This is a genomic window from Paenibacillus sp. GD4, from assembly GCF_030846225.1.
Lineage (GTDB): Bacteria > Bacillota > Bacilli > Paenibacillales > NBRC-103111 > Paenibacillus_G > Paenibacillus_G silviterrae.
Window position 1 is genome coordinate 904,486 of record NZ_JAVCYK010000001.1, and the last position, 24,897, is coordinate 929,382.

General features: G+C 49.7%; 26 protein-coding genes and 2 tRNA genes. 13 read left to right on the top strand and 15 right to left on the bottom strand.

All coding sequences use genetic code 11. The features are described from left to right. Positions 1-184: 184 nt before the first annotated feature. Positions 185-1,045: a LysR family transcriptional regulator gene (locus tag RAC89_RS04205; RefSeq protein WP_306611999.1), complete on the bottom strand. Its 861-nt coding sequence runs from the start codon at positions 1,043-1,045 to the stop codon at positions 185-187. 135 nt (positions 1,046-1,180) lie between these two features. On the opposite strand from RAC89_RS04205, the gene RAC89_RS04210 reads away from it, so the two are divergent. After that, a complete protein-coding gene (locus RAC89_RS04210; protein ID WP_306612000.1) occupies positions 1,181-2,347 on the top strand; it encodes a YbfB/YjiJ family MFS transporter in 1,167 nt (388 codons plus the stop codon). Between the two features lie 10 nt (positions 2,348-2,357). Continuing rightward, positions 2,358-2,561 carry a tautomerase family protein gene (locus RAC89_RS04215; RefSeq protein ID WP_306616039.1) on the top strand — a complete coding sequence of 68 codons (204 nt, stop codon included), beginning with the start codon at positions 2,358-2,360 and terminating at the stop codon, positions 2,559-2,561. Between the two features lie 208 nt (positions 2,562-2,769). Here the strand turns inward: RAC89_RS04215 and rsiV are convergent, their stop codons facing one another. Next, the gene (gene rsiV / locus RAC89_RS04220) at positions 2,770-3,642 is read right to left on the bottom strand and encodes an anti-sigma-V factor RsiV (protein ID WP_306612001.1); all 873 of its coding nucleotides are present in this window, start codon (positions 3,640-3,642) and stop codon (positions 2,770-2,772) included. A gap of 1 nt (position 3,643) precedes the next feature. Continuing rightward, positions 3,644-4,135, bottom strand: coding sequence for an RNA polymerase sigma factor SigV (locus tag RAC89_RS04225; protein ID WP_306612002.1), 492 nt, complete (start codon positions 4,133-4,135; stop codon positions 3,644-3,646). 229 nt (positions 4,136-4,364) lie between these two features. Here RAC89_RS04225 and RAC89_RS04230 point away from each other — a divergent pair, with 229 nt between their 5' ends. Genes RAC89_RS04230 through RAC89_RS04240 form a run of 3 tightly spaced genes read left to right on the top strand, consistent with a single transcriptional unit; the run spans position 4,365 to position 7,980 of the window. Further along, a complete protein-coding gene (locus RAC89_RS04230) occupies positions 4,365-5,756 on the top strand; it encodes a spore germination protein (RefSeq protein ID WP_306616040.1) in 1,392 nt (463 codons plus the stop codon). Then, positions 5,753-6,850, top strand: a complete 1,098-nt coding sequence (locus RAC89_RS04235) for a GerAB/ArcD/ProY family transporter (protein WP_306612003.1) — start codon at positions 5,753-5,755, stop codon at positions 6,848-6,850. The genes RAC89_RS04230 and RAC89_RS04235 overlap by 4 nt, the downstream gene beginning before the upstream one ends. Beyond that, positions 6,847-7,980 carry a Ger(x)C family spore germination C-terminal domain-containing protein gene (locus tag RAC89_RS04240; RefSeq protein WP_306612004.1) on the top strand — a complete coding sequence of 378 codons (1,134 nt, stop codon included), beginning with the start codon at positions 6,847-6,849 and terminating at the stop codon, positions 7,978-7,980. The genes RAC89_RS04235 and RAC89_RS04240 overlap by 4 nt, the downstream gene beginning before the upstream one ends. A gap of 435 nt (positions 7,981-8,415) precedes the next feature. On the opposite strand, the gene RAC89_RS04245 is transcribed toward RAC89_RS04240, so the two are convergent. Continuing rightward, positions 8,416-10,968: an adenosylcobalamin-dependent ribonucleoside-diphosphate reductase gene (locus RAC89_RS04245; protein ID WP_306612005.1), complete on the bottom strand. Its 2,553-nt coding sequence runs from the start codon at positions 10,966-10,968 to the stop codon at positions 8,416-8,418. 241 nt (positions 10,969-11,209) lie between these two features. On the opposite strand from RAC89_RS04245, the gene dat reads away from it, so the two are divergent. Then, positions 11,210-12,040: a D-amino-acid transaminase gene (dat, locus tag RAC89_RS04250; RefSeq protein WP_306612006.1), complete on the top strand. Its 831-nt coding sequence runs from the start codon at positions 11,210-11,212 to the stop codon at positions 12,038-12,040. Positions 12,041-12,072: 32 nt separating this feature from the next. Here dat and RAC89_RS04255 read toward each other — a convergent pair whose 3' ends face one another. Next, on the bottom strand, positions 12,073-12,921 hold the full coding sequence (locus tag RAC89_RS04255; RefSeq protein ID WP_306612008.1) for a lipoate--protein ligase family protein: 849 nt from the start codon (positions 12,919-12,921) through the stop codon (positions 12,073-12,075). Positions 12,922-13,083: 162 nt separating this feature from the next. Between RAC89_RS04255 and RAC89_RS04260 the strand changes: the two genes are divergently transcribed. The 3 genes from RAC89_RS04260 to RAC89_RS04270 all read left to right on the top strand — a co-directional run bounded on the left by RAC89_RS04260 (position 13,084) and on the right by RAC89_RS04270 (position 17,060). Further along, entirely contained in the window at positions 13,084-14,883 is a 1,800-nt protein-coding gene (locus RAC89_RS04260) for a DEAD/DEAH box helicase (protein WP_306612010.1), read from the top strand. Beyond that, the gene (locus tag RAC89_RS04265) at positions 14,880-15,941 is read left to right on the top strand and encodes a YqhG family protein (protein ID WP_306612011.1); all 1,062 of its coding nucleotides are present in this window, start codon (positions 14,880-14,882) and stop codon (positions 15,939-15,941) included. The genes RAC89_RS04260 and RAC89_RS04265 overlap by 4 nt, the downstream gene beginning before the upstream one ends. 168 nt (positions 15,942-16,109) lie before the next feature. Continuing rightward, positions 16,110-17,060, top strand: coding sequence for a hypothetical protein (locus tag RAC89_RS04270; protein WP_306612013.1), 951 nt, complete (start codon positions 16,110-16,112; stop codon positions 17,058-17,060). A gap of 86 nt (positions 17,061-17,146) precedes the next feature. Here RAC89_RS04270 and RAC89_RS04275 read toward each other — a convergent pair whose 3' ends face one another. Further along, positions 17,147-17,359 carry a YqzE family protein gene (locus RAC89_RS04275; RefSeq protein ID WP_306612014.1) on the bottom strand — a complete coding sequence of 71 codons (213 nt, stop codon included), beginning with the start codon at positions 17,357-17,359 and terminating at the stop codon, positions 17,147-17,149. A gap of 105 nt (positions 17,360-17,464) precedes the next feature. Next, a complete protein-coding gene (gene argS, locus RAC89_RS04280) occupies positions 17,465-19,186 on the bottom strand; it encodes an arginine--tRNA ligase (RefSeq protein ID WP_306612016.1) in 1,722 nt (573 codons plus the stop codon). Between the two features lie 267 nt (positions 19,187-19,453). On the opposite strand from argS, the gene RAC89_RS04285 reads away from it, so the two are divergent. Continuing rightward, positions 19,454-19,894 carry an Hsp20/alpha crystallin family protein gene (locus RAC89_RS04285; RefSeq protein ID WP_284640836.1) on the top strand — a complete coding sequence of 147 codons (441 nt, stop codon included), beginning with the start codon at positions 19,454-19,456 and terminating at the stop codon, positions 19,892-19,894. A 48-nt stretch (positions 19,895-19,942) separates the two neighbouring features. Here the strand turns inward: RAC89_RS04285 and RAC89_RS04290 are convergent, their stop codons facing one another. From RAC89_RS04290 to RAC89_RS04300, 3 genes are all read right to left on the bottom strand, one after another. Then, on the bottom strand, positions 19,943-20,428 hold the full coding sequence (locus RAC89_RS04290) for a GNAT family N-acetyltransferase (protein ID WP_306612018.1): 486 nt from the start codon (positions 20,426-20,428) through the stop codon (positions 19,943-19,945). A gap of 84 nt (positions 20,429-20,512) precedes the next feature. After that, positions 20,513-20,596, bottom strand: a tRNA-Leu gene (locus tag RAC89_RS04295). Between the two features lie 46 nt (positions 20,597-20,642). Continuing rightward, positions 20,643-20,726: transfer RNA gene (locus RAC89_RS04300), tRNA-Leu, on the bottom strand. 329 nt (positions 20,727-21,055) lie between these two features. On the opposite strand from RAC89_RS04300, the gene RAC89_RS04305 reads away from it, so the two are divergent. Beyond that, a complete protein-coding gene (locus RAC89_RS04305) occupies positions 21,056-21,283 on the top strand; it encodes a hypothetical protein (RefSeq protein WP_284640839.1) in 228 nt (75 codons plus the stop codon). 35 nt (positions 21,284-21,318) lie between these two features. Here RAC89_RS04305 and RAC89_RS04310 read toward each other — a convergent pair whose 3' ends face one another. From RAC89_RS04310 to RAC89_RS04320, 3 genes are all read right to left on the bottom strand, one after another. After that, positions 21,319-21,702 (bottom strand): hypothetical protein, encoded by a 384-nt coding sequence (locus RAC89_RS04310; protein WP_306612019.1) that lies wholly within the window; start codon positions 21,700-21,702, stop codon positions 21,319-21,321. Positions 21,703-21,807: 105 nt separating this feature from the next. Beyond that, on the bottom strand, positions 21,808-22,026 hold the full coding sequence (locus RAC89_RS04315) for a hypothetical protein (RefSeq protein ID WP_306612020.1): 219 nt from the start codon (positions 22,024-22,026) through the stop codon (positions 21,808-21,810). 55 nt (positions 22,027-22,081) lie between these two features. Continuing rightward, positions 22,082-22,309 (bottom strand): hypothetical protein, encoded by a 228-nt coding sequence (locus RAC89_RS04320; RefSeq protein WP_306612021.1) that lies wholly within the window; start codon positions 22,307-22,309, stop codon positions 22,082-22,084. A 111-nt stretch (positions 22,310-22,420) separates the two neighbouring features. On the opposite strand from RAC89_RS04320, the gene RAC89_RS04325 reads away from it, so the two are divergent. Further along, a complete protein-coding gene (locus RAC89_RS04325) occupies positions 22,421-22,786 on the top strand; it encodes a hypothetical protein (protein ID WP_306612022.1) in 366 nt (121 codons plus the stop codon). A 68-nt stretch (positions 22,787-22,854) separates the two neighbouring features. Here the strand turns inward: RAC89_RS04325 and RAC89_RS04330 are convergent, their stop codons facing one another. Further along, positions 22,855-23,178: a hypothetical protein gene (locus RAC89_RS04330; RefSeq protein ID WP_284640847.1), complete on the bottom strand. Its 324-nt coding sequence runs from the start codon at positions 23,176-23,178 to the stop codon at positions 22,855-22,857. 150 nt (positions 23,179-23,328) lie between these two features. Continuing rightward, positions 23,329-23,898, bottom strand: a complete 570-nt coding sequence (locus tag RAC89_RS04335; RefSeq protein ID WP_306612023.1) for a xanthine phosphoribosyltransferase — start codon at positions 23,896-23,898, stop codon at positions 23,329-23,331. A gap of 301 nt (positions 23,899-24,199) precedes the next feature. On the opposite strand from RAC89_RS04335, the gene RAC89_RS04340 reads away from it, so the two are divergent. After that, positions 24,200-24,895, top strand: a complete 696-nt coding sequence (locus RAC89_RS04340) for a DUF4309 domain-containing protein (protein ID WP_306612024.1) — start codon at positions 24,200-24,202, stop codon at positions 24,893-24,895. The last annotated feature ends 2 nt before the right edge of the window (positions 24,896-24,897 follow it).

Sequence of the window (24,897 nt, forward strand, 5' to 3'; positions counted from 1 at the left end):
ACATTAGTTCAAAATTGCGATATCATGATCTGACGGGCTGCCGTTAATCCATACCCGTAAGTATTAAAACACCTTATGGAAACTATACCATATTCGTCAGAAAAAAAGACGATCTTAAACATAACGATTTCTGATGAATGCTATAAGAAAGTATTTCTTTAGCATAGTGTACTCTTTTAACGTTTTAAGAACCAAACATATCCATGAATCTCACTAACGATGTAGACATAAATGTATCTTTTCGGTAGATGAAAACCGTGTCAACTTTTCCGAATGGGTTCGGAATGGGATGTTGTTTAAGACTCCCGTCTTGTACATATTTTTCAACGACAGCATGAGGAAGCATGCTGACCCCTAGACCTGCCGATACACATCCGAGGATGGCTTCCAGTGTACCGAACTCCATAATTTTATTTGGGGTTATACCCTCTTGGTGGAGCCATTGCTGCAGTTTGGCTCTATAAGAGCATCCTGAACGAAATACAAGCAGAGTTCGAGTCCGAATATCCTTTATCGATGACATGGACGGATGCAGCATATCAGTAATGAGCACCAGCTCCTCTTCGATGAGTTTCTTCTGAATCAAATCAGAATGATCTACGGGTCCCGCCACAAAGGCTCCATCCAGATCGTATTGAAGTACTCCTTGAATATGTTGTTCCGTTGGTCCTGTTAGTAACGTTAGGTCTACATCGGGATATTCGCGATGATATTTTGAAAGCAGTGAAGGTAAGCGAACGGCAGCAGTGGTCTCCATCGATCCAATAATCAAGGGACCTTTCGGAGTCTCCTCATCTTTCATCGCTTTATTCGTTTCATCTATAAGCTGAAAAATTTTATCCGTATAGGTCAGTAACATCTTTCCTTTAGGTGTTAAGGTAGTGCCGCGATTATTTCTATAAAACAGAGTCGTTTGAAGATGGTTTTCCAATTGTTGAATTTTCGTGGTGATGTTGGATTGGGCAAAATTCAGTTCTCGTGCCGCACTAGAAATACTGCCCATCCGGGCGACCAACTGAAAAACTTTTAATGCGTGTAAATCCATATGGATCTCCCCCTAGTGACATGACTCCGGCAGCCATCTGTATTACAGATGGCCATTATCTATTTTCCGTATTATAGCATATAGCCAAACAGGGATATAATACAGCTGAGGCAATTTTTATAGGGAGTTGAGGAATTGACCAAACTGTTAGTAGGAGGAATATTTTCATTAATCATTGCTATGGGGATTGGAAGGTTTGCATATACTCCCATTCTTCCCCTTATGCAAAATGATCTCTCTTTTTCAAATGAAGTTGCCGGTTATCTTGCTACAAGTAATTACGCAGGATATTTACTTGGAGCTATGTTGACAGGCATTATTCCTTTACACCGGCATAGAACGATGGTTCTACGTTTAAGTTTGATTGGCAGTATTTTAACTACGGCCTACATGGGATTAGGAGACTCTTATTTGCTATGGTATGTCCTTCGGTTTTTATCCGGAATTGCCAGTGCTTTCGTGTTTGTCCTCGCTTCAAGCATAGTATTAGATCAACTTGCGGCTAAAGACAAAACAAACTGGTCAGGCTTTTTCTACGGAGGCGTAGGACTTGGAATCTTTTTAACAGGGCTGATCATTCCGAGTTTACATCGGGCATTCAAGTGGGAAGGCTCCTGGATAGGTTTGGCCGGCATTAGTGTTATCCTGACATTCTTCGTATGGATATGGCTTAAAGATGCGCACATTATCCATGACCGGAAGCTCAAACCACAAATTCATAAGCAGGTACCCCCAGTCAAATGGCTTCCATGGCTTATTGCAGCCTATGGATTAGAAGGATTAGGGTATATTGTCACAGGTACATTTATCGTATCCATTGCCGAGAAGACTCCAGGCTTTAGCTGGGATGCTACTTTCGTTTGGATGATCGTAGGACTTTCCGCTGCTCCTTCGTGTATTATCTGGTCATCCGTAGGCAAAAAACGGGGATTCGTTAGATCCTTACTGCTTGCCATGGTTTTACAATCACTTGGTATTGTTATTCCTGTCCTTATCATGTCCGAAACGGGTCTAGTCTTAAGTGCTTTTTTATTTGGCGTGACGTTTATGGGGATAACAACCCTTGCTACGACATTAGTACGTCAAATGAGCCCGAATAACAGCAGTCGAAGCATTGGCTATTTAACAGCTGTTTATGCGATTGGACAAATGATAGGACCGACCATTGCCGGAATTTTATCATCGAACAGTAATAACTTTCATTCCGCTTTAACCGGGGCAGGAATAGTAGTTTTGGTTGGTGCATGTTTGCTTGCAACAGGAATTCATTATGAGAAGAATGCCAGTATGAGAAATCAATAGGAGTGATATGATGCCGTACGTAAATATCAAAATAACAAATGAGAATGTAACTCCGGAAAAGAAAGCATTGCTTATTAAGGGAGCGACTCAATTGCTAGTGGATGTACTTGGCAAAAACCCGAATACCACAGTTGTGGTAATTGATGAGGTTAGCACCGATAATTGGGGAATAGCAGGAGAATCCATAACCGTTCGCAGAAAAAATGGACAGTAGCTGATTTTCAATGAAACCTGTAAGACGGCAAATAGGCTGCCGCCCGGCAGCCTATTACCTTAGACATTACATTCAGGCAACTTCGCTAGGTAGAGGGACCATATCATTTTGATGGGTATGCAGCTATCGTGCTTCCACTTCGGTCAGCGACGGCAGCGAAGGAACGGCGCCGGCACGTTTCTATTCAATGCTTTTTCCTGCTTACACTCTAGTTTTTGATATATTCGTCACTGACTAACACATCAGCAAGCGCAGTAGTAGGAATGATAAACTCTAAGACTCCCATATACCCGGGCGCAACATCATATTTATCGAAAGATACGACCAGTTTCCCCTCATTATTAATATAAAAGGACTGATCTCTTGTTATCGTTGTAAAATAGGAATTCACTTGATTGGGGACACCTTCTACCCAATAGACCTTTTTCGGGTCTGCCTTCATTTGCTGTTTCATTTGCTCCTTTATATTCTCACTGATTAGTTGAATATAACGGTCATCCTTAAATAAGCTAGGCAAGGTAATCAAAATTTGTTTCTTCTTGTCGATGGAATCGTATTTGAATTTTGTGGAGGAGGAACCCACGGTATTCACTACAAATCTGCCGATGGAAAGGATGTGCTCATTATCGGTTTTTACTACATAACCACTGCTTAGCCCTACATGTCCGCCTCCATTTTGCTTTAAATTCTCCAGTTCTACCATAAATTCATCGTATAGGTTCTTTCCTTCTTCAAGATATTTATTATTTAATGAAGCTTCCAACGTAGTATTATCAAGGTTGGTCATGGCAGGTACTTGAATCGCAGCTTTGGCATTTTCTTCATCCACTTGAAACTGCTTGAAGGTGAGCACTTTTACCAAAGAACCTACCACGGGGATTCCAGACAATGTATTCGCTAAGGTAGGACTGGTATTCAATCCTGTCATGACAATAACCATTGCGGCTATTGCGGTCATCCATCTTACTCTTCCGTTACTTTTTCTTCCCTGCTTGATTGCTTTCTTCACTATAAAATCCAATTCGTCTGGAATAGGGATATTTTGATACTCCTGCTTCAAGCTCTCCAACTCTTTATTCATTTTATTGAACCTCCTCCATGGCTTCATCCTTCATTTTGAATCGCAGCTTGCCGAGTGCTTGATATAATCGAGTTTTTACGGTGTTCTTGTTTTCACATAGGATCTCTGCTATCTCTTCTATTTTTAAATCTTCAAAATATCTAAGTACAATGATGATCCGATAGGCAGGAGGCAGATCATTCAAAGCCCTTTTCAAATCGATGTCCGAATACACATCTTCTGTTAGCGGAGCATGCATTTCTAAGGTTGCTTCATCTACAGGAAGAAGCCTTTTTTGCTTTCTTAAAAAGTCCAGCGAGGTATTCACGACAATCCTGTAATACCAGCTCTTAATAGATTTCTCTGACTTTAGTTGGCTTAACGATACAAATGCTTTTTGAATGGAATCCTGAACAATATCAAGTGCGTCTTCCTTATTTTTTACATAGCTGAAAGCCAGCCGATATACCATCTCTTTGTTTTCCGTGATACAGCGAATAAGTGTTTGTTCCATGCTGGTACTCATTTATTAAGTACCACCCCTCTCCTAAGCAACGTTGTTTTCATTTCACAAGTATGACGCATGAGTATCGTAAAAAGTTTGGATCGGACCTTCGCAACTCATGGAATAAGGGTGGGAATTTGTGGGTAACATAGGGAAAACTTTCCGGAATGGGAAGGACGGGTACCAATTCATGAACGTCGATCTGTCTTTGGACAAAAACGAAGAGTCATTGCATGCCATGTTATCTCATAGCTCTGACTTCAAATCAAGTGAATTCACGGCCGGCGAACACCGGTATCGATTGTTTTATTTGGACACGATGATCGAGCTTGCCGTGGTGCAAGAGCATATTATCCGCCCTTTGCTTCAAAGACCGGAGGTAAGCGTTCGGGAGGCTGTCTCTATCCTGGATTATAGCGAAACGGGGCTTCTTGCCGAAGCAGCGAAAGCATTGATCGAAGGGAAAACTGTACTGCAAATCGAAGGTCAGGCGAGGCTTTATCTACTTGACGCGGCGCTTCATAAGGAACGCTCAATAAACGTTCCGGTAAATGAAAAGGTGTTGCGAGGTTCACACCACGCTTTGATTGAAGACATGAATACGAATTTGAATTTGCTGCGCAAGCTGATTGCAACGCCAGACCTTGTCGTAAAATTCTATCAACTCGGCCGTAGATCGAATACGAGAATGGCTGTACTCTATTTACGTTCGCTCGCCAACGAAGAGGTAGTAAAGGAGCTTGATCGAAGAGTTGGTAATATCGATATTGACTACGTTGAATCGCCCGGTTTTGTAGAAGAGATGATGCAAGACAGTAAGTTCTCGTTGTTTCCCCAAATCCTTGTAACGGAGAGGCCGGATAGAGTGAGGTCTTACCTGATGGACGGGAAAATTGCGGTTTTGACCGATGGTTCCCCGGATTGCTTGATCACTCCTGTTTCCTTCTGGGCCTTCTTTCAATCCCCGGATGATTACCAAATTGACTGGATGTTTGGCAGCGCCTTACGGATACTTCGCATCGTCTGCTTTATTATTGCGTTCAGCTTGCCTGGAGCTTACGTTGCCCTTGTCACGTTCGACCCCCGTATTATCCCTTTTGAAATTGCTCTAACATTGCAAAGCTCCATGCAATATATTGCGATGCCTCCCGTAATGGAAGCGATATTTATGTTGGCCACACTGGAAATCCTGCGAGAGGCGACAATCCGTCTTTCTAATCCGGTCGGCCAGACGATCGGAGTTGTGGGCGGTATCGTCATCGGTACCGTCGTGGTTCAGTCGAATCTGGTTTCCAATATGATGGTGGTCGTAGTAGCATTTACAGCTGTAGCTTCTTTTGTTATTCCAGTTTACGAAATGAGAAGTACGGTACGATTACTAGCGTACCCGAACATTATCTTGTGCGCGATATTCGGGTTTATTGGCTTGGAGCTTTCCTTTCTCTTGATACTAACGCATTTGGCCCGTTTGAACACCATGGGCATCCCGTATTTTTACTCAGGGCTTCTAGGAGGTTCAATCAAAGATACGCTTTTTAGAGGACCGCTCGGGAGCTTGAAAGAGCGTCCGAAGGAAAGCTTAGCTAAAGACGAGATGAGAATCGAGTCTCCAAGGGGATGGAATGAATGATTCATCTGAAAGAAATATCCATTAAGCAGCTGATCTGTCTTGTTATTTTCACCCAAGTAGGTGCCAAAGTGCTAACGATTCCTTATGAAGAGTCCCGTAATTCGGGGTATGACTCATGGATGTCGGTACTGCTAGGAGGTTTGATCGCTCAATTGGTGATCCTCATCGTGTACCTGCTGGGAAAACGATATGAAGACCGTCCTTTTCCCCAATATGTAACGGAGATTACAGGAAAACCGTTAGGAGTAACAATAAACGTCTTATTCGCATTGTATTTTATTGAGTCATCTCTCATGGTTTTAGTTTCTTATGCCGATTTCATCAACCGTTGGGTGTTATTTAAAACACCATGGTTTGTAATTATTGCACTTATGGGTGCGACCGCTGCCTATATCGCTTCGTCTTCGCTTCGGTCTATAGCCGTCATTACGGAAACGTGCATTTTGATGTTTATGATTTGCTTTGTGATCGTATGTATTAGTGGGTTGGGGAAGGGCGATTGGCTTCATTTTGCGCCAGTCGGATCTCATGGTCTGGGGCCCATTATAAAGGATGCTGTTCCGGCTTTTTGGGCGTACGCAGGATATGAAATGCTTCTGTACGTTTTCCCCTTTGTTAAGAGGCATAGCAACAAGGAGATCTTAATTGGCATGTCCATAGCTAATGGATTTACGACCTTTTTCTATGTTCTGATCTCGGCCATAGTGTTGTACAACTTCAGTGAACCTCAAATGGACCTTGTCACCGAACCGATGGTATTCATTCTCCGTCAATTCAAATGGCCAATGGTGCAAAATCTGGATATTTTATTTATGGTCATTTGGTTATCAATGTCCTTAGTTACCATCTATGTTTATCTGTTTATGTCTGCACGGTTTTTGGCTTCCACCTTAGGGAAGAAGCTCGGAAACCATGTTCTGCTCGTATGGATATTGGCGTTTGTTTGTTTTGCTATTGGGGTATGGTTCTCCGACCGCCAAACGTTATTAGGATTTGCCGATTATCATAACAAAGCTAGTACCCTTATTATATCTGGTGTGCCGGCCGTTTTGCTGCTTGTCTCTCTAGCTCGGGGAAAGGCGGGTTTAAGATGATAAAAGCGGCTGTCGTATTCATATTGTTGCTGGTATGCACCGGTTGTTGGGATCAAAAGCCGCTGCGCAATCTTCATTTAGTTGACGTTGCGTGCTTGGATCTGAATGAGAAGAGCGGTGAAGTATTGCTCAATTACGTCGTCACAGAACTCAATAAGGCAGGACAGGGAGAAGGAGACCCCAAATCCGAGACAACGCCGCTAAAAGGACCAAGCTTTGTCGAAGCGGTCGGACAAGGGGATTACTTTGATAAAGGTCCATTTCTTGGTATCCACAATAGAATCTATTTATTAAGTGAAAGCTTTGTTTCTCGGGATCCAATCGGACAGCTTGCTTTTTTGCTTCACGCTCCTTATGCATCGATCAACACTCCGGTCGTTATATTCGAAGGTTCAATATCTAAACTTATGCAAACAAAATCGTTTAATAGGGAAAATTTTACGGAAACATTGCATCATTTTATTATGAATTTGGAAGCGAGTCGAATCATACCTAACGTTTCCATGATGCATTTCATACTATCCAGGGAAGAGCCTTTGGAAGACATCGCATTGCCTGTAATAAGGCAGTCGAATTCAGAACTGGAATTCAGCGGCGCTCTCTTATTCCGACAAGGAACGAAGGCAGAGGAGAAGCTCAGCAAGGAACAAGTCCAAATGCTGATGTTATTGTTAGGAGAAAACTTCAATAAACACAAGGTGGGCGGCCGTTCTGTGTCAGGCATCGGACAACAACTGCTGACCGGACATATGAATAGCACAGAGTATGCATTTTCGGTCAAAAAGGGTGTTTCAAGGATTACAATTCATCCTGGATCCAATGAATTGCCGAAGGTTATCGTAAGTGTCAAATTGAAAATCAATGCATATAAGCTCGGGCAGCAAGCGGTTATGCTGAAATCGGATTATGTTAATCAAATGGAAAAACAATTGAACAGTTATCTGGAAGAAAGGGCTGTAGCAACGATTCAGACGATACAAAAAGCAAATTCGGATGTTCTCGGTATCGGAAGAAAGATCTATTCTTTCCATCCTGATATCTGGAAATCATTGGATTGGCGTAAGGACTATCCACAAATGTCGATCGAGCCGAAGTTCGATGTACAAATCCTTAACTCAAATGCTCAATAGGTCATAAGGCGCCGCCATTTTAGGCGATAGCGCCTTTTCTCTGTGATTAACAAACCCTGCTTTGTGAATTTTGGCCGCGGAAACAAAGAAGCAGCCGTGACGTCCGACAGAAATTGATATATATCTGAATGCTGTTGGAAAATATCGCCTAAACGAGGGTCATGGGAATACCATCCAGTTAATTGGTCGGTGGTAGAAAAAAAGATCAAATTCTTAATAAGGTATTGTCAATTTTAAAGAAAGCAAAAAAAGTCCGTACCATCGAGATACGGACTGTTAAACTGATTTCTATACACCTAACTGAATATATATAAATTTCCCATGGAATATGAAATTAGCTTCCCAATCCAATTGAACTTTTCCTATTTATTATGAAAAATCGCACGCGCGCGCGAACGTTTTTGTTTTATGGAACAATAGATTCGCTCGTACCCCTCAACTACACTTGCTATAACCGCACTGGCTGCAGGACTTGCACCCCTCTGTATTGACCAACGATGCCGAGCCGCAGGAAGGGCAAAGGTCTAGCGAGGTTTGAACCGCCGGTGCCGAAGCAGCAACACTTTCCGATTCCGCCCCTATCACCTCGCGGGTAGCCGTGATATAAGCATCCGCAGCATCATAGCTTTCTCCATGCATCTCAAGCGCCTTCGCCACAGCGTCGGCAATGGATTCGACCCGGTTCACCCCGAAGCCGATGGCGCCAGAGCCTCCGATCCCCTTCAGATGCTTGATAAGCAGCTGCGTTTTGTTTCCGTGATCTCCATAACGCAAGAATAACGAGCAGACTCGGCCCAGAGCCTCCGACATCGCGAATACATCCGAGCCGGCCTTGCCGACATTGAGGAAGATCTCACTCGGACTGCCGTTCATATCGTTAATGGTAATGTACGCCATGCCAAACGGCGTGTTGATCTTATACGTAGCGCCCCGAAGCACTTGAGGGCGGCGTTTGTATTCCTTATCGATCACCCGTTCCGTAACAGGAAGAACCTCGGCAGCCGTAGGCAAGGAAGTATCCTTTGCTTCCTGCGCTTTCTCCTTCTCCTTCTCTTCTTCCTTCTTCTCGGTAGAGAGCACTTGAACGTCCCGACTGCCGTCGCGATAAATGGTGACGCCTTTGCAGCCTAGATCAAACGCCAGCTCATACAGTCGTTTGGTCTCCTCCACGGTAAAATCAGCCGGACAGTTGGCTGTCTTGGATATGGAGCTGTCCACCCAGCGCTGAATGGCCGCTTGTGTTCGAATATGATCCTCCGCCGACAGGTTCATTGCGGTTACGAAGTAATCCGGCAATTCCTCTCCGGGATGCAGGTCCATCCATTCCTGAGCGATCGGTACTAGCTGCTTGTCATAGCCCAAACGGCTTTGGCGATAATACTCGAAAGCGAAATACGGCTCAATTCCCGTGGAAGTGCCCACCATCGTCCCCGTACTGCCCGTCGGCGCCTGAGTGATGACCGTAACGTTACGCATTCCCTTTTGCTTAATGGCTTCGCCTACTTCAGGGTACGCCGCAACCATGTTCTTCATAAAACCGCTCTGCAAGAACGGCTCGGACTCAAAGTTGGAGAAGGCCCCCTTCTCTTCAGCGATCTCCGACGAGGCCAGATAAGCTTCCTTGGCCATAAACCCGTACAGCTTATCAAGAAATGCCAGCGATTCGGGACTGCCATACCGGATCCGGAGCTTAATCATCAGCTCGGCGAGGCCCATCGTCCCAAGCCCGACACGGCGTTCCCCCTGCTGATTGACACGATTCTCCTCAAAATGATAAGGCGTCTTATCGATCACGTTATCGAGGAACCGCGTCGAATATCGTACGACCCGTCCAAGCTCATCCCAGTCCACATCATGCTTGTCGGCATCATAGAACTTCGATAAATTTACGGCGGATAAATTACAGACTCCCCACGCGGGCAGGCCCTGTTCTCCGCACGGATTCGTACAAATGATCGGGTTGAAATACCAGCTGTTCGACATCTGGTTATAGTACTCCATAAAGACGACGCCCGGCTCAGCCGACTTCCAAGCGGATTCGATGATCGTGTGCCAGACCTCGCGGGCCTTGACCGTACGATATTCCACTACACGCTTGCCCAGCTTTCTCCAGCGGTCAAGGTCCCCGTCCCATAGCTCATCATAATCCGGGTCGCTTGTATCCGGGAACAACAGCTGCCAGTCCAGGTCCTCCTTCACCGCCTTCATGAAGCTGTTGCTGACGCAGACAGAGAGGTTCGCGTTCGTAATCTGCCCCATGGTTTGCTTCACGGTTATGAAGTCCACGACATCGGGATGCCAGTCGTTCATCATCAGCATGAGCGCCCCGCGCCGGCTGCCCCCCTGTTCAATCAAACCCGTGGTGTAGCTGAACAAGCCGCCCCAGGACACCGCTCCGCTGGAGGAACCGTTCACACCTTTAACGATGGCTCGTCGCGGGCGCAATGAGGATAGGTTGATCCCTACGCCGCCTCCGCGTGCCATGATCTCGGTCATCTCCGACAGCGTAGCCATGATCCCGCCCCGGCTGTCCTTGGGCGAAGGGATGACGTAACAGTTGAACAAGGTCAGCTCGTCGCTGGCGTCTGCCCCAGCAGCAATGCGGCCCCCCGGAACCAGCTTCCAATCGTCCAGCACATAGCGAAACTTTTCGGTCCATTCCTTGCGCTTCTCCGGAGCCTCAACGGAAGCCATGGCCGAAGCGAGACGGTCCCACATTTGCTCCGGTGTCGTCTCAACGGTAAGCGTAAGCTTTTCCACCGAGGAATCAACCAGCTCTCCATTCCTTAGCCTTACCTTCACGGATTGCCCTTCACGGCTGATCACCTCGCCGACCTCTTTGGCCGGAAATTTCGGATCATCCTTCGTCAGTACCAGGACCGTGTCCCCAACCGCAGTCGCACTCGTGTCCGCCTTCTTCATAGCGTAACGGTCTAAAAAAATCTTCTCGCTTAACCCCTCAAGCTTCATACGCTGCATCGTCTTCACCCGGAACCCTCCCGAAAATATATCCCTATATAGGAATCACAATATGTAGTATGTAATTACAATGATACTATACAATATATTGTGTCCGCAATAACAAGTCTGTGATTTTTCTCTCTTTATTCCTCCTCATCTTTGACATTTTTGTGTACCCTTGCTACCCTAAATACATCTTACCACGCTTTAAAACAGGCATCAAACATATGTTCTCACCAACATAACAGAACCTATTCAGGAGGCCCTTATGTATTTATATCAAGACAAGTTTCTTCCTAAGGAGGAACTCCATATCTCTCCGGAGGACCGCGGATACTACTTCGGCGACGGGATTTATGAGGTGTTTCGCGTTTATAACGGACAGCTTTATGAGCCGCAAGGACATTGGGACCGGCTTCATCGGACGGCAAAGGAGGTTCGCATCCCCCTTCCTGCCGACACGGACAAGCTTCAGGAGCAAGTCCTCCAGCTTATTCAACTGAACAAGCTGTTGGAGGGTACGGTCTATCTCCAGATCACTCGAGGCACCGCCCCGCGGCAGCATCCTTTCCCGCAGGACGCCCAACCTGTACTCATGGCCTATACGACCGAGGTGAAACGCCCTCTAAACACCATGGAATCAGGAATTGCCGCAGTAACGATGGAAGATATTCGCTGGCTCCGCTGCGACCTGAAGACACTGAATTTGCTCCCGAATGTACTGGCCAAGCAGCATGCCCTTGACCAAGGCGCCTCCGATGTCATTCTCCATCGCAGCGGCACGGTAACCGAATGCAGCGCCTCGAACATCATGATGGTTAAAGACGGCGCCGTTTACACACATCCGGCCAACCACCTGATCCTGCACGGCATTACGAGAGCCGTCGTCCTGAAGCTGGCGAACCGGCTGGAGATCCCGGTCCATGAACATGCGTTCACATTAGACGAGCTGGCCAATGCCGACGAAGTATTCATAACCGGTACAACCGTAGAAGTCACACCCGTTGTCTCGATCGACAATCGTCCCATAGCCCAAGGCACTTCCGGCCCCGTTACTAAGCGATTGCAGCAAGCCTTTGAATCCACAATACCGCAATAAAGAAGAAAAACCTTCGGAGAAGCCCCTAAAGGCTATCTCCGAAGGTTCCACTCCGCATGTCCGTATTTTTCCGCCGCAAGCTGTTCCGCGAGCTCCACCTCGTACGAGGTCGGCTCTTCCCGCTCGAACCGAACGTTCAGCCCCTCGGCTAACCCTCTCTCAAACGATTCCTTCACTTGATCCAGCTCCACCGCCGGGCGACCTAGGTCCCTCAGGATATCGTTGATCGCGACAGCCTTTTTAACAAATTGCTGTTTCATCCTCTCCATCACCCGCTCACTCGGGAACCGAAGCAGTCCGAACAGCTGCTCCACATCCAGCTCGAGGAGAATCGAGCCGTGCTGCAGCACCACACCCTTTTGCCGGGTTTGCGCACTGCCGGCCACCTTCCTGCCTTCCACAACCAGCTCGTACCATGAAGGCGAATCGAAGCAAGCCGCCGAGCCCATCGACGCGTACTGACGCTGCTCCTCCTCCGACGCCAAGGACACCATCGCAGCATCCAGCCCCAGGTGCCGGAAGCCGAGCAGCAGCCCTTCGCTTAACACCCGGTAGGCCTCCGTTACTCCTCGCGGAATCCCCGGATAGCTCTCAGCCACAATGATGCTGTACGTCAGCTCCCGATCGTGCAGCACCGCACGGCCGCCGGTCGGTCTTCGCACGAAGCCGAGCCCCTCCCGTTCCACGCGCTCGAGATCTACTTCCCCTTCCGCCTTCTGAAAATACCCGATCGATAGCGACGCAGGCGACCAGCCGTAGAATCTGACGGTCGGAGGCACCAAGCCTTCACTGTGCGCGGTAAGAATCGCTTCATCCAGCGCCATATTATAAGCGGGAGAGCATGCTCCCGAATCAACCAAACGCCATACCTCTTCCTTCATAATCTGCTCACTCCTTCTGTCCTGCTTACCGCACCTCCTGCCAAAAAGGCAGAACGCTACCTATCATCATAATGCATTCGCGTTTGGTTTGAAAGCCGCCCTTTTCGTACATACTAAATTTTAACTCTGATAGATATCCGCAGACCGCAAAGGAGTGCACCGATGAAATCAACCCAGTCAAAAGAACACGTGCGACAACTGAACGACCATGTGCAGCTTCATTTTGACAGAGAGTGGTTCGAGGAGCTGCACGCCAGAGCGTTGAAAAACGGCCCTTGGGACGATTGGACCATGTTCCAGCTTGCGTATGAGGCGGAGGAGTCAGGGCTGATTCGCAGCTTCGACGAGCTCCAGTGCCTTACTCACCTCCCGAATCTGGTACCGATGGACCATCAGATCGATACGGCCAAGAAGGTGCTCACCGAGATGCGGGGACGCGCCATACTCGCCGATGAGGTGGGACTCGGTAAGACGATCGAAGCCGGCCTTATATTAAAAGAATACATGATCCGCGGGCTGGTGACCAAAGCCCTTATTCTTGTCCCCGCTTCCCTGGTGCTGCAATGGGTCCGGGAGCTGAATCAGAAGTTCGGCATCCCCGCCGTAGCGCAAAAGAAGGAATACATGTGGGCATCGAATAATATCGTCGTAGCCTCCATGGATACCGCCAAGCGCGATCCTCATAGAGACATCGTGCTCGGACTCGAGTACGACATGCTGATCGTAGACGAGGCGCACAAGCTGAAGAACAAGAAAACAACCAACTATAAATTCATAAATGAGCTTCGTAAAAAATATTGTCTCCTTCTGACCGCCACTCCGGTGCAGAACGACCTGAAGGAGCTGTACAATCTAATCACCCTGCTGAAGCCCGGCCAATTAGGAGGACAAACGAGCTTTCAAGCCAACTTCGTGGTCGATAAGCGCGTTCCGAAGAACGAGGACCAGCTGCAGCAGGAGCTGTCCAAGGTCATGATCCGCAACCGCCGCAGCGACGGCAACGTGAATTTTACGAAGCGGATCGTCCGCAACATCCCGCTTCAGCTTTCTCCGGAGGAGCAAGCGCTTTACGACGGCGTCACGAACTTCGTCAAGGGACGATACGAGGATGCAGCCGGAGATATCAGCAGCATTCTAGCGCTGGTGACGCTTCAGCGGGAGGTGTGCTCAAGCCGTGACGCCGTGTTTATCACCCTCGTGAACCTGTTCAAGAAAACGGCTGAGGATTCGCCCCTCCGGGCCAAAATCTGGGAGCTCGTCGAGCTCATTCGAAGCATCAAGTCTAACACGAAGGCGAATAAAGTCATCGAATTGATTCAGCAGATCAATGATAAGGTCATTATTTTTACGGAATACCGAGCCTCACAGGAATATTTGCTTCAATATTTGAAAGAACACAAAATAACGGCGGTCCCTTACCGCGGCGGCATGAACCGGGGCAAAAAGGACTGGATGATGGACCTGTTCCGCAACCGCGCCCAGGTGCTGATAGCAACAGAAGCCGGCGGCGAGGGGATCAATCTGCAGTTCTGCAGCCATATGATCAACTTCGACCTGCCGTGGAACCCGATGCGCGTGGAACAAAGGATCGGCCGCGTTCATCGTCTCGGGCAGAAGGATGATGTGAAGATCTACAATTTGTCCACGACCGGGACGATTGAGGAGCACATTCTAAACCTCCTTCATGAAAAAATCAACATGTTCGAGCTCGTCATCGGAGGACTGGACACGATTCTGGAACGCTTCGAGAAGAAGACGTCACTGGAGACTCATCTCGCGAAGCTCATTCTCACCTCGAGCAGCGAAGACGATATTCGTAAGCAGATGGATGATCTTGGACGCTCCTTCTATGAAGTGAAGGATGAGTATGAGCAGGAAGCCTCGGAAGCAAGCCGGCTTACCACCATGCTTAGCGCGGTAGGGCAGACCGTGACCGAGGGAAGGGAGGACACTCGTCCATGATGCAAACGGAGCAAATTCGAAGCTATGTGATGCGTTATCTGGAGGCGGAGCAATGCGACATTGTCGAGAAACACCCTGCTTACGTGACGGTCAAGCTCTCCCCTTCCGCGGATAAGGACTTGAATCACCGCCCTTACTACTGGAGCTTCGTCGAGCGGACCGGCGTAACGCCGGAAACGATGACCTGCACCCTCATCTTCGAGCCCGAAGCCTACCGCGAGCTGCACCCTCAGCCCCAGGGCATGATGCCCGGCATGGCTCCGGCGGCCGCGCCGCCAGGCATGGCCCCTGTCCAGCCTGCCGCTGCCCCGCAAACAGCACCGGCGGCGCCCGGTCAGCCGGTCGTTGCATCGGGGCAGCCCGCGCCCGGCGCTCCGCCGCAGCAAGGAGACAGCATTCTCGGCCGCTACTTCGGCTTCGTGCCGACCAGCTTCACGGCCCGGATCCCGCGGGACGAGCTGACCTTCGGGAGCCGCAGGCTCGAGCAAATCTTCGCTGCCGTGCGAAGCAAGGGAAGGTTTGTCCGGTTGTTCGAGGCTTATGTGCCGGAGCAGCCGAAGAACGCGCCGACGAAGCCCTACGAATCCTGGTTTGCCGTGAACTTTAAGGTAGAGCTGGCCTGCGATATGAAGCGAAGCGAGATCCATTCCATCGGGATCCATCTGCAAACCGGAGAAATTCGAGAAAGGTTTCACGATAGTATTCGTACGAAGAAAATGACACCCAGACTGCCGAATCACGTGTATGTCACACCGGACAAGATCGCTCTGCAGCGCGCTGTCCTGTTCCTGGAGGAGCATCTGGAGCAAAAGCTTAGCGGATATGACCATCGTTGGGCGGAGGAGGCGAATTTGCGTCTTCAAGACGAGCTGGATCGGATCCGAGCCTACTATGAGCCGTTGCTGCAGGCTGCAGAGGAAGAACAAAGGCCGGAAATCGAAGCCCAATATCAAGGCCGCGAGCAAGAGATCGAATGGCAGTACCAGCCGCGGATCCATATTTCCGTCATCAACTGCGGTTTGTTTCATTTCCCGGCTGCGAATGGAGCCATCTCCTAGCGAAATGTGCGAACAAACGCACAATATAGGGAAAACTTTTTTGGAGCCGCCTACAAGTTCTAACAAACTTTTTACCGGCATATGATTTACAATAAAGGCATATTCTCGCCGGCAAGCGCATAGGGCCAGGGCCTTTACCCACCAAATCCAAACGCAAGCAGGTGAACTATGATGAAATTTCAAGCGATACGGCTGGCTGTTTTGCTGCTGGGGACAAGCCTCCTGGCAGTGTGGCCGCTCACTTCCTCGGCTGTGCCCGAGGCGGTGCCTTCCGTGTCTTCGCAGCAGCAGGCCATACAGCAAGCCGTCCAAAAGGCGCTCCCGCCAAATGAGCAGCTGCCCGTAGCCCCCTCGCTGAATGAAGCGGTGAATCGGTTCTTTCAGCAGCTTGCCGCACAGAAGGGCTTCGAGTCTTGGCAGGAAGCTACGTGGACAAGCTACCCGCTAGGTCCGGGCTCCCATGGCTGGGTCATTCTGGTTAAATCGAACGGCCAAGAAATCGGCTATATGATCGTTCACGCCGCGCAAGAGGGTACGTATCAGTTAACGGAATACGGCAACGGCGAATATCCGCTCTTCAGCTTTCAAACGCTGTATCAAACCTTGATGCAGCAGGAACTTATCCCTTCCTCCTTAGTTAGATGGTATGTCAGTCCGCTGCAGGCGGTATGGGAGCTGACATTAGAAGGCAACTCCGGCGAGCCGCTGTACATCGACGCCAAGACCGGCGAGCTGCTGCCTCTGACCAAAGACGTTCTCCAAGAATCGATGTTGTCCGGCTCCATGAATGCGTTCACAAAACCGGAGCCTGCGCATACAATAATAGAAACAGGTACGACCGCACCGTTTGATCCTTACGCGAAGCTGCCGTGGGTAGTGGAGCCGGGCGAAACGGGCGGGCAGGTACATCATCCTTATCAGGAACTGAAAGCTGACCTGGTAAGTCAGCGGAGGCTCACCTTCGCAGCGGAGCTGTTTGACGGACGGATTACCGTTCCGCTTGCCGTTACCGGCTTCCAGGAATGGTCCGACAGCAGCCGGTATATGCGGGTTCATCAGGATGACGAACGGTTCCTGCCGTTTGAAGCGATGGATGCCGCAGGTTATTTCTTCCCTTAGGTTTTTCTCCTCCTTTTCCCTATATAGAAAAGCTTCCCAATCCCTCCGAAAGGAGCTGAGAAGCTTTTCCTTTTTTATTTTCCGCCTTATTCATCCTGCTTGTCCCTCGCCAGCCGATGCCTCAAAGGCTTTGTCCACATACGCAGCGCCAGCGGAAGCATCCCGAACCACCGGGTTTCCCAGTGCTCGCGTCCCTCACGCTGACTGGCCCGCACCTGTTTGCGAACCTCCTTCGGCATTTCGATATATTGAACGACCCGCTGCGTGACATATTTGACCAGTTCATCGCTTTTTGCCATGACTAAGCACCTCCCTTTCCCATTATGGCCCATTCCACTTCCACGCAAACAAAAAAACCTGCTTGCGCCGCAGAGCGGCAGACAAGCAGGTACGGCTGTGTATCATTAGACTTCTTCCGGTGCGTCCAGACCGATCAAGGCCAGACCGTTGCGCAGGGTGATTTGAACCGCCTTGACAATAGCCAAGCGTGCCGCGCGCAGCGAAGCATCCTCCACCTTAAGAATCGGACACTCATGATAAAAATGATTAAAGCGCTGCGCCAGATCGACCAAGTATCGGCTGACGATCGACGGCTCCAGCTTATGCATAGCCTGCTCTACCCGCTCTTTAAACAGGTACAGCTCCTTAAGCACAGCCTGAGCCTCAGGGTTGTGAAGATGCTCCGTATGCAGCTGATCCGCAGTCAGATCGAACGCATCCGAGACGTCATCATTCGATTTGCGCAGCACACGGCTTGCTCTCGCATGGGTATACTGGACATAAGGCCCTGTTTCGCCCTCGAAATTCAAGGCTTCCTCCCATGAGAATACGATATCCTTGATTCGGTTGTTGCTCAGATCGTTAAAGATGATCGCCCCGACGCCGACCTTGCGGGCCACTTCATCCTTGTTCGGCATGGACGGATTTTTCTGCTCGATGATTTCGCGGGTCTTCTCAATCGCTTTGCCGAGCAGTTCCTCAAGGTGAATGACGTTCCCTTTACGCGTGGACAGCTTCGCGCCCTCCAGACTCACCTTGCCGAACGGCACGTGCTGAAGCTGCGAAGCCCATTCGTAGCCCATCAGCTCGATGACCTTGAACCATTGCTTGAAGTGCAGGCTTTGACCTGCATCCGTTACATAAACGCACTTTTCGAAATCGTATTCTTTCTTGCGGAACAAAGCGGCAGCGATATCGCGGGTATGGTACAGCGTGCTGCCGTCCTTCTTGAAGATCAGCACAGGAGGCATATCGAATGCATCCAAGCGTACGATCGTCGCTCCCTCATCTTCTTCAAGCAGCTTCTTCTCCGTCAGTTCTTCAATGACTGCAGGCACCTTGTCAACATAGAAGCTTTCGCCTCGATAGGAATCAAACTTCACACCCAGCAGGTCGTACATCTTCTCGAATTCCTTCAAGCTGATGTCCACGAACCAGCGCCACAGCTCCTGCGCCTCCTGATCGCCCTGCTCCAGCTTCACGAACCAGGCTCTGGCTTCGTCCTCCAGCTCCGGCCGCGCATCCGCCTCATCGTGAAACTTCACGTAAATGCGCTGCAGCTCCGAAATTCCTTCGGCCTCGACGGCTGCTTTATCTCCGAACATCTTGTAAGCGACGATCAGCTTGCCGAATTGGGTTCCCCAATCGCCGAGGTGATTCACGCCGACCGAGTTATAGCCCAGAAACTCAAAAATTTTATATAACGCATTGCCGATCACCGTAGAACGCAAATGTCCGATGTGAAATGTCTTCGCAATGTTCGGCGAGGAGAAGTCGATAACCACGTTCCGTCCTTGTCCGATATTTTGCGAGCCGTACCGCTCCCGCTTCTCCAGTACCTCCTTCAGCACCTCCGCTGCGAACCAGCTGCGATCCAGGAAGATGTTGAAGTAGCCAGCGACGGCTTGCGCTTCGCCAAATGCAGGATGCGCCTGGAAGCTCGACTTAAGCTCCTCGGCAATGACCTGCGGCGACTTGCGAAGCTGCTTGCTCAGCTTGAAGCAAGGAAGAGAAAGATCCCCCATTTGAGGGTTAGGCGGGTATTCGATCAGATCGGCCAGCTCCGCTACGCTCAAGCTCGGGACTTGAGCCGCCAGCTGGTCGGCAAGCAATTGTTTTACATCCATATAAGGTTCCCCTTTCATCCGATACCGGTAAAGAACTCGGCTGCAGTCTAGGTAAAAAAGCACCCCATCAGGGGTGCCCCGTAAGCTTCCGTTGCCAGTTCTAGCATAACTTACATTATAACGTTACGTGAAAAACGAGTCAAGGCGATAGCCTGACTCCTTCTGACGGCACAGCCAAACTTTGCATGGATAATTCCCTGCCGTTTGCGACATATCTAACCTGTAACAGCCTTACCTATTACTCATCCAGAACAGGAGGAACCTGCGATGCCTTTACTTCCATTCGAACCGTTCCGTCAAGTAGAGCAATGGCGCCGAGACCTGGACCGGATGCTCGGAGGAGGCTTTCCGTCGACCTTCGGCTTCCAGCAGGAATTCGGTGCCCCGAGAATGGACGTGTATCAGACCGACAATGAGGTAGTCGCGCATTGCGAAATCGCCGGTCTGGAACGCAAGGAGGACGTAGACATCCAGATGGAGCGCGGCATGCTTACCATCTCCGGCCAAATCAGCCGCTCAAACGAGATCAAGGAAGAGCAGATGCACCGTACCGAACGCTATACAGGCCGCTTCCACCGCTCGGTCAGCCTGCCGGTCGAAGTACAGACGGAAGGCGCAACCGCCTCTTACCGCAACGGGATCCTCGAAATCCGGATGCCGAAGGCTAAGCCGACGAATCGCCAGCGGATCGATGTCGATTTTCACTAAGCCAGGGAATAAGAATAGCCTGAGGCGGCCGCCTCAGGCTATTCTTATTCAAAGCATCTTCTGCATCAATACGACATCCAGCAAGCGGTCGAATTTGAAGCCCACTTGGCGCATGGTACCCACCAGATCGAAGCCAAAGGCACGGTGCAAATGGATGCTGGTATCATTGCCCTCCACGATGCGGGATAAGACGGTATGCAGCCCGCCGGCTTTACCGGCTTCCAGCACCGCGCCCAGCAGCGCTCGTCCGGTGCCCTTTCCCCGTTGGCCCTCCATGATGTAAAGCGACAGCTCCGCCGTTCTCGCATAGGCCAGGCGGTCCGAATATTGGTTTAACGAAGCCCAGCCGATCACAGCTCCCTCCCGCTCGGCGACAAGCACAGGATACATCGCACCATGCTTGCCGAACCACTCCAGCTGCTGCTCTAACGTTCTGGGTACGGTATCGAAAGTGGCTACGGTATGCAATACGGCTTCATTATAAATATCCAGGATCGCCGGGACGTCCTCTAAGCTTGCCATTCGTATTCTCATGATTACTCCGGTCTTCCTCTCGTATGAAATGAAAAAACCACTTGATATCTAATGATAGCAAGTGGTTGATCGTTGCAAATCGGATGCGGTCGAGAGGACTCGAACCTCCACGGCTGTTACACCACTAGAACCTGAATCTAGCGCGTCTGCCAATTCCGCCACGACCGCGTATGTGCGCCATGCAAGGTATTCGCTGAAATAAGTAAGAAAGGAATGCGGTCAAGAGGACTCGAACCTCCACGGTATTGCTACCACTAGAACCTGAATCTAGCGCGTCTGCCAATTCCGCCATGACCGCATATTCTCATTTACACCTGCGACCCTTTCAAGGGGACAAGAAGTATAATATCACCGTTTCAGATCGAAGTCAAACCCTTTTTCATAAAAAATATGGCTAGTGCAGCCAGCTCCACACACCCCAAACAATCAAAGCCCAGAATGGGATGGTAAACAAGATGCCGTATACCGTTCCCTTCAAAGCGGAACCTTCCCTTACCATAAGGTCGGCCTCCTCTCTCTAATGAGACAAAGTATGGAATACAGCATATGCGGAAGGTGCTTATCCTATGCCAAAGTTGTTCTTGCTAAGCGAATGGAAGCATATCTTAGAACGAAGGGGGAATTCGGATGGCTGTCGTTCAACTAGCCGGCGGGGTACTGCTGGCCTTGCTGCTATGGAATTTATGCAAGCTAACCTTAAGGACGCTCTTCGGGATCGTCGGGCTGACCATCGTGATCTGCTTGGTCTTTCCGGGGCTGCTCCTGATCGTCGGCGGACTCGCCTTTATCGGCATCGGTATGCTGGCTACGCTCGGTCTGCTGGTGCTTCTTTCCGCTTTGCTTCAGGGCCGCTAACGAAAAAAAAGGTCCCGCAGGACCTCCCCAAACTGCTAGCCTACCATAATCAAGCGATCTTTCGATGGGCTTGTCCGGGCAAGGAACTCATCCCAATCCAGCCTCTGCCAGCCCTCGGCTTTCCGCAGATAGGCTACATTTCTCACGACCACAACGTCACTCGCGAGCAAGTCAACCCCCACATATTGCAGCGCAATGTCCGCGTGAAATCGTGACCAGGTATGGATATCCGCCCACAATGCCTCCAGCACTTCATGAGCTGAGCAGCCTGGCCGCTGCAGCCTTTTGGAGGTGTGCGCCAAGTGAAATCTTGCCGGGTCCGTAACCGGCTCTCCCGAATACACTCCCCAGTGGTCCCTGCGATAATTATTCAGCTGATAAATATGTACTTCCACTTCGTCATACCTCGTCGTCATCATGACTCACACTCCCGGTCTGTGTTAATCACAGTTTACAATCGAAATGTCAACGAGTTTCAGCCCCTATGTTAATTGTATGTAAAAGCTTCGGCGGCAGCGTTAAAATCAGCCCTCGCGCAACGCACGCAGTCCCTGCTGGGCTGCCGAAGTTAACGACGAGACGTCCGGCTCTGCCTGCACTTGAAACAAATGCGTCCCCGTTCCGGGACGAGCGGGATTCAGCATAATGACCTGTCCTTCATATGCCCCGTCAGCTGTGGCCTGCACCTTCAGCACATAATGATCGCTCAGCTCAATACAGTCACTCGGCAATCCATAGCTCACAGCCATTCCTCCCATACCATCAGTTACAAAGTAGGATGTCCCAGGGAATACCGATTCATTCTCCCTGTGGCGTCCACAGCTCCGCTCTCGGCTCGGCAAAAGGCTGCACGTAATAGGAGCGATCCAGCTTCAGCACCCGGCGATTGGGCCTTCGGATCAGCATGGATTGATCATCCCAAGCGACGACATACCCCTTCACATCATTAGCCGGATCGGCATCTCTTATCACACGAACCAGCGTCCCTGCCACACGGAATGCATCCAGCTGTTCATCGGTCAACATCGATAGGTCTCCTCCTTTGGATAAACTTGTTTATAGCGCCTATGTTAAGAATACACCAAATTCGGGATACAATAAAACCGAATGGACTACAGGACTGGGAGTGAGCCCCGAATGGATAAGAAAACCTACTATATTGCCGTAGGAAGCGGAGAAATTCTAGAGCCGGAGGACATGATCGGCAATTACGAATTTGAGATCGAAGCTACAGAGGAGGAGATCGACCAGCTGCAGGAATTGTTCGAGGAGGCATCTGAAGCGCAGCAAGCTACAGCCTTCCGCTCCCACATCCCTTACAGGGAATATCATCAGGACAAGGAGAACGATTTCTACGACTTCAATCTGACCGCTATCTATCGGAAGCTCCACGAGCTGGGAACTCCGGAGACGCGCAAGCATATTGAGAGCATGAATGTGCTCGGCGGTACAGCCTTCGGCAAAGATTTCGACGAGAGCGGAAGCAATGAACGCTGGGTATAGGCAAAAAGAAAAACCTGTAGTCTTCGCCTATCGGCGACAGTCTACAGGTTTCATTATATAAGTGCGGTTTATCCGACGTGCTCGCGAGAGTCATTCGTTTCAAACCAGTAATCCAGTACCTTGCTTGACATCACACGACGGTTAATGTACTCGATCTGCTGCGTAGAGAATTGATCCTCCCACGCAATGTCCAGCTCTTTGCAAAGCTTGACAACGGTTAACAGCTCCGACCATGCAACGTAGCGCTTATACCAAAAAAATTGGGGATGCTCAATCATATAGGGATACAGGTCATCAAACTCTGTATGCTTACAATCAAGGGCACGTTCGAAATGAACTTTGGCCTCCATTAATTTGGTCGTGAAAAAATCCGCCGGTATCTCTTTCCCCATTGTAATGCCCTCCTCCATGATCGCCGAGTAATGAAATCCTTGCTTACCCCGGTTGCTTGAGTACAATTATATAGGAAAAACAGCAGGGTGGGAAGGCTTTGCGTTCGGAAATAAGCAATACAAATGTTGCTAGGCCCCCATGGGTGCCAATTATTCAAAACTGATTTGGCCGCCTTCCAGCGAGGCGATTTTAGCGAGCGATTCCACCCTCACGCCGGATTCCCGGATGGTTCGTCCGCCGGCTTGGAATGATTTTTCCACTGCAATGCCTACCCCTACCAGGGCAGCCCCGGATCGACGAATGATGCGGATTAATCCGCGCGCGGCATCGCCGTTGGCAATAAAATCGTCGATGAGCAGCACTCGGTCCGTCTCATTCAGGAATTCCTTCGCAACCATAATATCAGTAACAAAGCCCTTCGTGAACGAAGGTACTCGTTCGCAGTACGTTTCGGTGTCCGTATTCAGCGTCTTCTTCCGGCGCGCGAAAACCAAGGGAACGCCCAGCTCCTGAGCAGCTGCGAACGCAATCGGAATACCCGACGATTCAATCGTCAAAATTTTCGTCACCCGCTCCTCCCGAAACAGTCTGGCGAATTCCTTGCCCATCGCTGTCGTAAGCACCGGATCCACCGCATGATTCAGGATCGCATCCAGCTTGATCACTTCGCTTGATACCACGACGCCAACCTCTTGAATTTTTTTCTTCAACAAATCCATCTATCCAGCCTCCATCTGCAAACCTTTGTCGTAAACTTATCATAACGGCAAAGCGTGTTTCAAGTGTTGTCTATTTTTTCTTTCAAAAAATGAAACTTTCTTGGAAAAATACCGTCTATTCTATATAGAAACAATGAAACATGGTCTGGCGGCGCGAACGAAGCATCTTGAAAATGAAAATGCCGCATTTTCACAGTTTTTGGCTGGATTTGCCCCTATTTGACCTTTGTGAAGTGGTACCTGACAGAGTATGATGGATAAGGTTAACCCAGTGAATGTTGAAACGGAAAGGAAGATCGGGATGACCATACACAAAGCCTGGATCGGTTTGACATCCGTATTATGGATGAGCTCCACTCTCTTGACGGGGTGTATGGAGAAGCAGCCCGTTCTTTCGGTAGAGAAGCCGCCGCAAGCGGTAACGGAGCCTGCACTGCCGATTCCGACACCGAATGCAAGTACGCTGCCCGAAACGAAGGAGCCGGAAGCAACAGCCGAGCAGCCTCATGATAAAGTAACGCTGGCGAGCACCGAAACGCCGGCCAAAACGGAGCAAGGCGTAACCGGAGAAGCTCCCAAACCAAGCAAACCGAAAATCGACATTAGCGAGCCTTACACCCAAGCGAAGCCTACCCTGCTCGGCCTTACTTTGAAAACCTCCTCCGCCGCCGTGGAAGAGAAATTCGGCAAGCCGAAGGAGCAGTTCGTCATGGATGAAGAGGCCGACCCGATAACCGTATATGATTACAAGGACTTCCTGATCGGCTTCTCTACGGAGAAGAAGGTCGAGTTTATCGATGTGAGAAGCAAAGAGCTTGATCCCGGACTCGGGGGACTGCGGCTCGGCGGGACGGTAAGCGAGGTACAGGAAGCGCTTGGCAAGCCGCATTCAACCACCGGACTCGTCATTACTTACAAAGCCTCGGGTGCAATTCTTAAGCTGGACTTGGACCCCAAAACGCAGACCGTCAATTCCATTAAATTGTTTGCCGAATAGGA

Excerpts from the sequence above, each read along its gene's own strand:
- RAC89_RS04335 (WP_306612023.1), bottom strand. The coding sequence starts at position 23,898 with ATGGATTTGTTGAAGAAAAAAATTCAAGAGGTTGGCGTCGTGGTATCA.
- RAC89_RS04275 (WP_306612014.1), bottom strand. The coding sequence starts at position 17,359 with ATGGCAAAAAGCGATGAACTGGTCAAATATGTCACGCAGCGGGTCGTT.
- RAC89_RS04320 (WP_306612021.1), bottom strand. The coding sequence starts at position 22,309 with ATGTTGACCGATGAACAGCTGGATGCATTCCGTGTGGCAGGGACGCTG.
- RAC89_RS04330 (WP_284640847.1), bottom strand. The coding sequence starts at position 23,178 with ATGGGGAAAGAGATACCGGCGGATTTTTTCACGACCAAATTAATGGAG.
- dat (WP_306612006.1), top strand. The coding sequence starts at position 11,210 with ATGTATTTATATCAAGACAAGTTTCTTCCTAAGGAGGAACTCCATATC.
- RAC89_RS04255 (WP_306612008.1), bottom strand. The coding sequence starts at position 12,921 with ATGAAGGAAGAGGTATGGCGTTTGGTTGATTCGGGAGCATGCTCTCCC.
- RAC89_RS04215 (WP_306616039.1), top strand. The coding sequence starts at position 2,358 with ATGCCGTACGTAAATATCAAAATAACAAATGAGAATGTAACTCCGGAA.
- RAC89_RS04240 (WP_306612004.1), top strand. The coding sequence starts at position 6,847 with ATGATAAAAGCGGCTGTCGTATTCATATTGTTGCTGGTATGCACCGGT.
- rsiV (WP_306612001.1), bottom strand. The coding sequence starts at position 3,642 with ATGAATAAAGAGTTGGAGAGCTTGAAGCAGGAGTATCAAAATATCCCT.
- RAC89_RS04225 (WP_306612002.1), bottom strand. The coding sequence starts at position 4,135 with ATGGAACAAACACTTATTCGCTGTATCACGGAAAACAAAGAGATGGTA.
- RAC89_RS04260 (WP_306612010.1), top strand. The coding sequence starts at position 13,084 with ATGAAATCAACCCAGTCAAAAGAACACGTGCGACAACTGAACGACCAT.
- RAC89_RS04290 (WP_306612018.1), bottom strand. The coding sequence starts at position 20,428 with ATGAGAATACGAATGGCAAGCTTAGAGGACGTCCCGGCGATCCTGGAT.
- RAC89_RS04235 (WP_306612003.1), top strand. The coding sequence starts at position 5,753 with ATGATTCATCTGAAAGAAATATCCATTAAGCAGCTGATCTGTCTTGTT.
- RAC89_RS04325 (WP_306612022.1), top strand. The coding sequence starts at position 22,421 with ATGGATAAGAAAACCTACTATATTGCCGTAGGAAGCGGAGAAATTCTA.
- RAC89_RS04230 (WP_306616040.1), top strand. The coding sequence starts at position 4,365 with ATGTTATCTCATAGCTCTGACTTCAAATCAAGTGAATTCACGGCCGGC.
- RAC89_RS04270 (WP_306612013.1), top strand. The coding sequence starts at position 16,110 with ATGATGAAATTTCAAGCGATACGGCTGGCTGTTTTGCTGCTGGGGACA.
- RAC89_RS04310 (WP_306612019.1), bottom strand. The coding sequence starts at position 21,702 with ATGATGACGACGAGGTATGACGAAGTGGAAGTACATATTTATCAGCTG.
- RAC89_RS04285 (WP_284640836.1), top strand. The coding sequence starts at position 19,454 with ATGCCTTTACTTCCATTCGAACCGTTCCGTCAAGTAGAGCAATGGCGC.
- RAC89_RS04265 (WP_306612011.1), top strand. The coding sequence starts at position 14,880 with ATGATGCAAACGGAGCAAATTCGAAGCTATGTGATGCGTTATCTGGAG.
- argS (WP_306612016.1), bottom strand. The coding sequence starts at position 19,186 with ATGGATGTAAAACAATTGCTTGCCGACCAGCTGGCGGCTCAAGTCCCG.
- RAC89_RS04340 (WP_306612024.1), top strand. The coding sequence starts at position 24,200 with ATGACCATACACAAAGCCTGGATCGGTTTGACATCCGTATTATGGATG.
- RAC89_RS04205 (WP_306611999.1), bottom strand. The coding sequence starts at position 1,045 with ATGGATTTACACGCATTAAAAGTTTTTCAGTTGGTCGCCCGGATGGGC.
- RAC89_RS04305 (WP_284640839.1), top strand. The coding sequence starts at position 21,056 with ATGGCTGTCGTTCAACTAGCCGGCGGGGTACTGCTGGCCTTGCTGCTA.